This is a genomic window from Microbacterium sp. MPR-TSA4 (genome assembly GCF_058792815.1).
Map to the genome: position 1 here is coordinate 207,821 of NZ_JBXAFF010000003.1, position 9,632 is coordinate 217,452.

Annotated in this window: 7 protein-coding genes and 1 pseudogene; 2 read left to right on the forward strand and 6 right to left on the reverse strand. The window is 70.2% G+C overall.

Going from position 1 to position 9,632, the window contains the following annotated elements; all coding sequences use genetic code 11:
• Window positions 1-40 precede the first annotated feature (40 nt).
• The 4 genes from AC1Q49_RS03470 to AC1Q49_RS03485 form a co-directional block, all read right to left on the reverse strand.
• Window positions 41-895 carry an ATP-binding cassette domain-containing protein gene (locus tag AC1Q49_RS03470; RefSeq protein ID WP_492490954.1) on the reverse strand — a complete coding sequence of 285 codons (855 nt, stop codon included), beginning with the start codon at window positions 893-895 and terminating at the stop codon, window positions 41-43.
• Window positions 892-2,760, reverse strand: coding sequence for a dipeptide/oligopeptide/nickel ABC transporter permease/ATP-binding protein (locus AC1Q49_RS03475; protein ID WP_061782563.1), 1,869 nt, complete (start codon window positions 2,758-2,760; stop codon window positions 892-894). The genes AC1Q49_RS03470 and AC1Q49_RS03475 overlap by 4 nt, the downstream gene beginning before the upstream one ends.
• A complete protein-coding gene (locus AC1Q49_RS03480) occupies window positions 2,757-3,698 on the reverse strand; it encodes an ABC transporter permease (protein ID WP_060958965.1) in 942 nt (313 codons plus the stop codon). The genes AC1Q49_RS03475 and AC1Q49_RS03480 overlap by 4 nt, the downstream gene beginning before the upstream one ends.
• A 64-nt stretch (window positions 3,699-3,762) precedes the next feature.
• Window positions 3,763-5,298 (reverse strand): ABC transporter substrate-binding protein, encoded by a 1,536-nt coding sequence (locus AC1Q49_RS03485; protein ID WP_060958966.1) that lies wholly within the window; start codon window positions 5,296-5,298, stop codon window positions 3,763-3,765.
• A 191-nt stretch (window positions 5,299-5,489) separates the two neighbouring features.
• On the opposite strand from AC1Q49_RS03485, the gene AC1Q49_RS03490 reads away from it, so the two are divergent.
• Both AC1Q49_RS03490 and AC1Q49_RS03495 read left to right on the forward strand, forming a co-directional pair.
• Window positions 5,490-6,167, forward strand: coding sequence for a TetR/AcrR family transcriptional regulator (locus tag AC1Q49_RS03490; RefSeq protein ID WP_060959074.1), 678 nt, complete (start codon window positions 5,490-5,492; stop codon window positions 6,165-6,167).
• Window positions 6,164-8,653: a glycoside hydrolase family 2 TIM barrel-domain containing protein gene (locus AC1Q49_RS03495; protein ID WP_492490955.1), complete on the forward strand. Its 2,490-nt coding sequence runs from the start codon at window positions 6,164-6,166 to the stop codon at window positions 8,651-8,653. The genes AC1Q49_RS03490 and AC1Q49_RS03495 overlap by 4 nt, the downstream gene beginning before the upstream one ends.
• 25 nt (window positions 8,654-8,678) lie before the next feature.
• Here the strand turns inward: AC1Q49_RS03495 and AC1Q49_RS03500 are convergent, their stop codons facing one another.
• Together AC1Q49_RS03500 and AC1Q49_RS03505 are read right to left on the reverse strand one after the other, a co-directional pair.
• Window positions 8,679-9,290, reverse strand: coding sequence for a GNAT family N-acetyltransferase (locus AC1Q49_RS03500; protein WP_492490956.1), 612 nt, complete (start codon window positions 9,288-9,290; stop codon window positions 8,679-8,681).
• 86 nt (window positions 9,291-9,376) lie between these two features.
• Window positions 9,377-9,632 (reverse strand): annotated as a pseudogene (locus tag AC1Q49_RS03505) (HNH endonuclease signature motif containing protein); the annotation flags it as partial.

Sequence of the window (9,632 nt, forward strand, 5' to 3'; positions counted from 1 at the left end):
CCTTTCGAGGGCGGGTGCGAGACCCGGGGGCGTCGTGTCGTCAGGCGGCGTCGGAGGAGGCGGCGGCCTCGGCCGCGAGCACCGCTCGTCGGGCGAGGCGGCGCTCCTCCTGCTTGTCGGGATCGGGCACGGGGGCCGCCATGAACAGCCGCTGTGTGTAGGGGTGCTGCGGCCGCGAGGTGACCTGGTCGCCGTCGCCGGCCTCGACGATCTCGCCCCGGTACATGACGGCCACGCGGTGGCTGACGTGACGGACGACGGCGAGGTCGTGGGTGACGAAGAGGTAGGCGACGCCCGTGCGCTCCTGGATCTCGACGAACAGGTCGAGCACGCGCGCCTGGGTCGACAGGTCCAGCGCCGACACGGGCTCGTCGCAGACGATGAGGCGAGGACTCAGCGCGAGGGCGCGGGCGATCGCGACGCGCTGGCGCTGGCCGCCCGAGAACTCACGCGGCAGGCGGCTGCGCGCATCGCCGGGTAGGCCCACCTGATCCAGCAGCTCCCGTACGCGGGTCTTGGCCTCCGCCGAGCCGACGCCGGCGACCGTGAGGGGCTCCGTCAGGATCTGCTCGATGGTCATCGACGGGTTCAGCGACGAGTACGGGTCCTGGAAGACGACCTGGATCTGCGAGCTCAGGGCGCGGCGCTCCCGTCGCCCCAGGTGCGAGATGTCCTGGCCGTCGAAGCGGATCGTCCCCGCCGTGACCGGCGCGAGCCCGAGCGCGGCGCGCCCCAGCGTCGTCTTGCCCGATCCGGACTCGCCGACCAAGCCCACCGTCTCGCCCGGCAGGATGTCGAGGGAGACGCCCTTCAACGCCCGGAACGGTTCGGCGCGGAAGCCCTTGCCGGGGTATTCGACGACGAGGTCGGTGACCTCCAGCAGCGGCGCGCTCATGCTCCGGCTCCGTTCGTGGTGGGGAGGAGGGGGCCGCGGGCGGGACCCTCGTCGAGGATGGCGTCCAGCAGCGTCTGCGTGTACGGGTGCCGCGCGTCGGTGAAGATCGCCCGCACGGGGCCCTGCTCGACGAAGCGGCCGTTCTGCATGACCGTCACGCGGTCGCAGAGGTCGGCGACGACGCCGAAGTTGTGCGTGACCAGCAGCATCGCCATGTTGCGCTCCGCCTGCAGGTCGCGCAGCAGATCGAGCACCTCGGCCTGCACCGTCACGTCGAGGGCCGTCGTCGGCTCGTCGGCGATGATCAGGTCGGGGTCGGTCGAGACGGCGCCGGCGATCAGCACGCGCTGGGCCATGCCGCCCGACACCTCGAACGGGTAGGCGTCGAAGGTGCGCTTGGGCTGCGGGATGCCGACGCGGGCGAGCAGATCGAGCGCGCGCTCGCGTGCCTCGGCCTTGGACAGGCCCAGGTTCTTGCGCAACGGCTCGACCAGCTGGCTGCCGATCGTGAACGACGGGTCGAGGTTGCTCATCGGCTCCTGGGGGATGTAGCCGATGCGCTTGCCGCGGATGCCGGAGTACACGCGCTCCGAGGCGTCGGCCAGCTCGGTGCCCTCGTAGAGGATCGAGCCGCCGGTGACGGTGCCGCCGCGCGGGAGCAGCCCCAGGACGGCGAACGCCGTCTGGGTCTTGCCCGATCCGGACTCGCCGATGAGGCCGTGGACCTCGCCGCGGCGGATGTCGAGGGACACGCCGTGCACCACCTCGATGTGCGAGCGGTCCGGCTGGTCGTAGCCGACCCGCAGGTCGCGCACCTGGAGCACCGTCGCGCTCGCCTTGCTGCGCGCGTCCTCGGGGTGCACGATCACGTCGGCACCGTCGAGGACCGGTGGCTCGTCGGGGTCGACGAGGTCGCCGCCGCCGAGTCGCACCGACGTCGTCACCGCGGCGATCGAGCCGGTGGCGGTCGTGACGGCGCGGCGGCGCTTGCGGCGCACCGTCACGGTCCGCTCGAGCTCGTCGCGCATGACGTTGGCGAGCAGCGTCAGGGCGATGCAGGTCAGGGCGATGGCCAGCGACGGCCACAGCATGAGCGTGGGCTGCTTGTAGATGCTCTTGAAGCCGTCGTTGAGCATGGCGCCCCAGGTGGGCACCGACGAGTCGCCGAGGCCGAGGAACTCGAGGCCGGACTGGATCGCGATGGCGATGCCCGCGATGATCGCCGACTGGATGATGATCGGCGCGCGCACGACCGACAGCACGTGGCGGCCGATGATGCGGACGTCGCTGAGGCCGGAGACGCGCGCGGCATCCACGTAGAGCTCGGCGCGCACGGCCGTGACGGACGCGAACACCAGCCGGAAATAGGCGGGCGACAGCAGGACGCCGAAGATGAGCATCGACAGCCACACGGAGGGGCCCAGCGCGGCGCGCGCCGCGAGCAGGACGACCATCGCCGGAAGCGCCATGTTCAGCTCGGTGACCCAGGTGGCCACCGTGTTGAACCAGCCCTGGTAGTAGCCGGCGATCAAGCCGGCCACGACGCCGAGCAGGAGGGCGGTGATCAGCGCCACGAGCGCCGCGGCGATGCTGGTCTGCGTCGACAGCAGCAGACGCGAGAACACGTCGCGGCCGGCGCTGTCGGTGCCGAGCAGGTGAGCGCCGCCGGGCGGGGCGAGGATCGCGCGGATGTCGGCGTAGTTGGGGTCCTGCGGGGCGATGACGGGACCGATGATCGCGATCACGGCGACCAGGGCGAGGAACGCGAGGGAGACGAGGCCGAGCGGGCGGCGCACGAGCCGGCGCATCAGCGAGACGCGCACGGGCGCCACGGGCACGGCGGGGGGAACGTCGACAGCGGTCATGACAGACGCACCTTCGGGTTGAGAGCGGCCTGAACGAGATCGATCAGGAGGTTGACGACGACGACGATGATCGCGAAGACGATCACCAGGCCCATGACGGCGGGGATGTCGCCCTGCGTCGTGGCCTTGACGGTCAGCTGGCCCATGCCGGGGATCGCGAAGACCTGCTCGACGATGACGGCGCCGCCGAGCAGCCCGATGAACTGGACCGCGAGCACCGCGAGGGCGGGACCGCCGGCGTTGCGTAGCACGTGCTTGTAGACGACGGAGCCCGTCGACAGGCCGCGCGAGCGGAGCGTGCGGACGTAGTCGCGGGACATCGCGTCGATCACCGAGCCGCGCACCTGCTGGGCGACGGTGGCGATGGCGCCCAGCGAGAGGGCGATGATCGGCAGCGTCACGGACGCGATCCAGCCGCTGAACGATGTGGTGAGGGGGACGAACCCGGTCGCCTTGAACCAGTGCAGCTCGATCGCGAAGACGAGCACGAGGCCCAGGGCGATGAGGAAGCCGGGGATCGCGAAGCCGATGAGCGAGAGGAACTGGACGAGGCCGTCGATCCATCCACCGCGGCGGGCGGCGAGCACGCCCAGGACGATCGAGAGGACCGCGGAGACGAGGGTGGCGCCGATCACGATCGAGAGCGTCACGCCGACGCGTCCCGACACGCTGACGCTGACGAGCTCGCCGCTGAACCAGGAGCGGCCCAGGTCGCCCGTGAGCGCCGACGTCAGCCAGTCCCAGTACTGCACCAGGAGGGGCCGGTTCAGGCCGAGCTCCTCGGTCTTCTTGGCGACCGTCTCGGCCGTGGCGGTCTCGCCGAGGATGCGGCGCGCGATGTCACCGCCGGCCGCATAGAGCAGAACGTAGGCGAGGAAGGAGATGACGGCGACGAGGACGACGCCCGAGGCGATCCGCCTGAGGATGAAGGTGAGCATGGCTCTCTCCGGGTTCGAGCGGCGCTGCCCGCCTGCGGAGGCCGCAGGCGGGCAGCGCGGCGGATCAGTTCTTCGGCGAGAAGCTGAAGATCGACGGGTAGGCGTTCGTCGGCCAGAAGTCGACGGTCGTGTTCGCGTCGGTCGCGAAGGAGCCCTGCACGCGGAAGAACGGGGCGAACCATGCCTGGTCGACCAGGTACTTGTTCAGGTCCTTCAGCGCCTGGTCGGACTCCTCGGTGGAGCCGGTCTGGATCGTCGCGATGTACTCGTCGACCTTCGGGTCCTGGGACTTGAAGGGGTTGAAGGTCGCGCCGGGGGCGATCATGAAGTTGATCAGCTGCCAGTCGGGGTCCTGCTGCAGCGCCATCCAGGTCGCCGGGTACTTCGGCGTCAGCATGTCGGAGATGAAGTTGTTCGTCCCGGTGTCGGTGTACTGCACCGTGACGCCGATGTCCTGCAGCTGCTGCTTGATCAGGTCGAACGAGGTCTGGAAGGCGGCGACCGAGGGCATGCTGATCGTCAGCCCGTTCGCGTAGCCGGCCTCGGCGAGCAGCTTCTTGGCGCCCTCGGGGTCGTAGGCGTACGTCGAGTCCAGCGCGGCGTCGTACGCGACGGAGGAGGTGGGGAAGACCTGCTCGGTGACGGTGCCGTAGCCGCTCTGCAGCGACTGCAGGAGCGCCTCGCGGTCGAAGGCCATGTTGATGGCCTGGCGCACCTTGACATCGCCCAGCGCCGGGTTCATCGTGCCCGCGCGGTCGAACAGGAGCAGGCCCTGGAAGTCGAGCTCGTTGGACGCGATCGTCCAGCCCGAGCCCTCGACCTCGCTGATGGTCGTGTTGTCGGCGATCTTCGCGCCGTTGGCCTCGCCGGCCTTGATGGCGTTCAGGATGGCGGTGGTGTCGTCGATCACGTTGACGGTCAGGTTGTCGTACTTGACGGCATCCTTGTTCCAGTAGTCGGGGTTCGCCGTGTACACGTACGTCGTGCCCGTGACCGTGGCGGCCGTGTCGAGGATGTAGGGGCCCGATCCGACCGGCTTGGTGGCGACGTCCGCGTCGGTGAACGACGACGGGGCGGCGACGAGGCCCTGGGCGAGCGAGAGCGAGTTGAGCAGCGCCGGGTTCGGGGCGGTGAGCGTGATGGTCACCGTGTGGTCGTCGGTGGCGGCGTAGACGTTGCCCTTCATGGTTCCCGCCTGCGGCGACGTGCCGTCGCGGAAGCGCTCCAGGCTGGCGACGACGGCCTTCGCGTCGACGGGCGTGCCGTCGGTGAAGGTCGCGTCGGTGCGCAGCGTGAGCGTGAGGACCGTCTTGTCGTCGTTGTAGGACCACTCGGTGGCCAGGTTGGGCTGGAGCTGACCCTTCGAGTCCTGTCGGAGGAGGGTGTCGAACACCGCCTCGAAGTACTCGCTGCGGTTTCCCCATTCGGCGCCCGCGCCGATGTCGTAGCTCGTGGGGGCGGCGATCGTGATGAGGGTGAGGCGGTCTGCCCGCTCACTGCTCGACCCGCTGCCGCCGCCGGATTCCCCGCCACCGGCGCAGCCGGTGAGTGCGAGTGCAGCGACGACCGCGAGGGCTGCTGTGGCCTTCCAACGGAACATCCTTGGTCCCTTTCTCGGGTGGGCGATACCCCTGCGGACCGCCCTGTCGGGGGACGCTAGCAGCAAATCCGAAGGAGCACTAGGTTTTGAAGTCAAATATCTAACGACTACTAGGTTTTCGTTATGAAACCGTGCACACTGGTGCCGACGGCGCCGAACCGCGGCGACCGGGATGGGGCACGATGGTCACGATGACCGAGACGACGACACCGCGACGCGCACAGCGCGGCGAATACGCCAAGAGCGAGGTCACGCGCAACGCGATCCTCGATGCGGCGCTGGAGGTGTTCGCCCAGGGCGGCTACCGGGCGGGATCCCTCCGGGAGATCGCGCAGCGCGTCGGCATGAGCGAAGCCGGCCTGCTGCACCACTTCAAGAACAAGAGCACGCTCCTGCTCGCGGTGCTCGACCACCGCGACGAGCAGTCGCGCAAGGTCGTCGACTTCGACGACGAGGACGGGGTCGAGACGCTGCGCGCGCTCGTGCAGCTCGCCCGCTACAACGCCTCGATCCCCGGCGTCATCGAGCTCTTCTGCACCCTGTCGGCCGAGGCCACGTCGCCGACGCACCCCGCGCACGGCTACTTCCTGCGCCGCTACGAGTACGTGCGCTCCAGCATTGCGGCGGCCTTTCGGAAGATCGAGGCCGACGGACGTCTGATCGGCACCATCGATCCCTTCCGCGCCGCGGTGGCGACCACCGCGCTCATGGACGGCCTGCAGGTGCAGTGGCTGCTCGACCCGACGTCGACGGACATGGCCGAGGCGCTCGCGGAGTTCTTCCGCGGGTTCGTGCGCGGCTACGACCTCGACGCGCTGGAGCAGATCCTCGACGCGCGGATGGGTGCCGAGCCGGACGTCGCCCCGTGATCCGGCTGCCCTTCCACCAGGGGTGGACGGTCGCGCCCAAGCTCGCCGCGTTCGAGAGCCGGGAGGCGGCGACGGCGCCGGTGCCGGTCGCGATCCCGCACGATGCGCTGCGCGACCTTCCCCGCGGCGCCGACAACGACGGCGGCGTCCACACCGGCTACATCCCCGGCGGGGTGTTCGTCTACGCGCGCTCCTTCGAGGTGCCCGCCGCGTGGGAGCACAAGAGCGTCACGATCGAGTTCGAGGGCGTCTACCGCGACGCCGTCGTCTACGTCAACGGCGACTTCGCGGCGCATCAGCCCGACGGCTATGCGGCGTTCGCGGTGGCCGTCGACGCGTTCCTGCGGTTCGGTCGCACCAACACGATCACGGTGGAGGCGCGCGCCCACCGCGACAGTCGCTGGTACACGGGTGCCGGCATCTACCGGCCCGTCCACCTCGTGGTCGCCGACCCGGTGCATCTCAGCCTGGACGGCACGACGGTGACCACCCCCGACATCGATGCCGAGCGTGCGGTCGTCGAGGTCGCCACGCGCGTCGAGAACCTCACGCGTCACACCCGCACGCTCCGGCTGCGCTGGGAGCTGGTCGATCCCCGCGGCGGCACGGTCGCCGCGACGCACGCGCCCGTCACGGTGCTGCCCGGGGCGTCGGCCGTCGCCCGGGCGCGCCTGATCGTCGAGCGCCCCGCGCTGTGGGGGCCCGACGATCCCGCCCTCCACGAGGTGCGGATGGTGCTCGCCGATGAGGCGGCGGGGGAGGAGGTGGAGGGCGGCGGTGCGGTGCTCGACGAGGATGCCGTCCGCTTCGGCATCCGGCGCCTGCAGCTCGACCCGCAGCACGGTCTGCGCATCAACGGCGTCGTGGTGGATCTCCGCGGCGCGTGCGTCCACCACGACAACGGCGCGCTCGGGGCGATCACGCACCCCGACGCCGAAGACCGGCGCGTGCGGCTGTTGAAGGATGCCGGGTTCAACGCGATCCGCAGCGCCCACAACCCCGCCTCCCGGGCGCTGCTGGATGCCTGCGACCGACACGGCATGCTCGTGATGGACGAGCTGAGCGACGTGTGGACGCGCGCCAAGACGGGCTTCGACGCGTCGGTCGGCTTCGACGGCTGGTGGTCCGCGTCGGTCGCCGCGCTCGTCGCGAAGGACCGCAACCGTCCGAGCGTCATCCTGTACTCGATCGGCAACGAGATCCTCGAGCTGGCTACGCCGCACGGCGCGACGTGGAGCCGGCGCATCGCCGAGGAGTTCCGCCGGCTCGACCCGACCCGGTATGTCACCAACGGCATCAACGGCGTGATCGCGAACATGGAGCGGCTGCCGGAGATCCTCGGCGAGATCGCCGCGACCGACCCGAACACGATGATGGCCGGACTCGGCGCCCAGATGGCCGCCGCGAACGCGTCGGAGCTGATCACCCGCTCCACGGAGGAGTCGGCCGCCGTGCTCGACGTCGTCGGCTTCAACTACGGCGATGCCCGCTACGAGCTCGACGCGGAGCTGTTCCCCGACCGCATCATCGTCGGCTCGGAGACCTTCCCCGACCGCATCGCGCACCTGTGGGAGCAGGTGCGCCGGCTGCCGCACGTCATCGGCGACTTCACCTGGACCGGGTGGGACTACGTCGGCGAGGCCGGCATCGGTCGGGTGGAGTACACCGACGTCGACGGGTACCGCTCGACCGGCACGGCCGGGCCGTACCCGTATCTGCTCGCGCAGTGCGGCGACATCGATCTGACGGGGCGGCGCACCCCGGCATCCTTCTACCGGGAGATCGCGTTCGGGTTGCGCCGCGCGCCGGCGATCGCCGTGCACCGGCCCGCGCACCACGGCCGGCCGGTGGAGAAGACGCCCTGGTCGTGGGACGACGTCGTGTCGTCGTGGTCGTGGGCCGTCGAGGCGGGTGCGCCGGTGACCGTCGACGTGTACGCGGATGCCGAGGAGGTCGAGCTGCGTCTGGTCGACGCGGACGGCGACCGCCTGATCGGCCGGGCGCCGGTGGGCGACCCGCGGCCGCTCATCGCGCGGTTCGAGACGCACTACCGCCCGGGGCGGCTGGTGGCGATCGCGTGGCGTGGCGGGGTGGAGGTGGGTCGCACCGACCTGGTCACCGCGGGCGCGCTCGCGCTGCGCGTTCGTGCCGAACAGGATGCCGTGGACGCCGACGGCGGCCTCGCCCATCTCGTGATCGAGCTCGCGGATGCCGCTGAAGCCAGTGCCGATACCGGTGCAGACGGCGCCGTGGTGTGCGACCGCGACACGGAGGTGACGGTCCAGGTGACCGGCGCGGGCGAGTTGGCGGCGCTCGGGTCGAGCCGTGCGCGGACGACGGAGTCGTTCGCCGGTCCGTCGCGTCGCACGCACGACGGACGGGCGCTCGCCGTGGTGCGCGCCACGGGTGAGGGAGAGATCACGGTCACCGTGTCGGCGGAGGGATACGCCCCCGTCGTGCGGCGACTGGTCGCGCAGTCGCGGTAGGGCGTGTCGCGGGAACCTGTCTCTGCTAGCGCGAGCTCTCGGTGGAGCGGAGGGCATTGAGGCGCTCCTGAAGGCCGTACTTCACGGTCGGCCATTCCCCGTCGATGATCGAGTACACGACCGTGTCGCGGATGGTCCCGTTCTCGAAGACCGTGTGGTTGCGCAACACGCCGTCTTGCTTGGCGCCCAGCTTCTCGATGGCCGTGCGGGATTGCCGGTTGTGCCAGTGCGCGCGGAACTCGACCGCCCCGCAGCCCAGATCGTCGAACGCGCGACTCAGCAGCAACAGCTTGGCGGCGGGGTTGATCGCTGTTCCTTGCGCATTCCTGCCCAGCCACGTGCCTCCGATCTCCAGGCGTCGATTCGTCGGCTCGATGTTCAGGTACGACGTCATGCCGACGGCACGGTCGGAGGCGGCATCGATCACAGCCCACGGAACCATCGAGCCCTCAGCGTGCGCGGCGAGACGTTTCTCGATGGTCCCCGACATCTCGTCCGGCGAGGGAATGTGGGTGTACCAGGCTTCCCACATATTGCCCACTCGAACGGCGTCGACCAGGTCGGCGCGATGCGCCGCGCTGAGCGGTTCCACACGCACGAACTCATTGCTGAGAACTGGAGCGGCGAGGAAGTCCATTTCCCCATCGTATGGTTCCCGCTCACCTCGACATCGAGCCCCACCATCCTCGAGCAACATGCCCGAGGCGCCCGCGACGCGCGGCGTCAGAAGGGTGGTGGCTCGGCCGGCGTGGTGGGTTCGGGGACGAATCTCACCAGGCTGGGTGGGTGGTCTTCGTAGTGGCGTCCGGTGGGTGAGGTCCATTGGAGGGTTCCGTGGCCGAGGTGTCGGACCCGCCAGGCGGTGTGGTGCTTCACGGTGTGGTGGCGGCGGCACAGGTGTGCGAGGTTGTCGGGTGCTGTGGGGCCGCCGTCTGCGGCTGCGGTGGTGTGGTCGCGGTCGCACCGGTGGGCGGGGCGG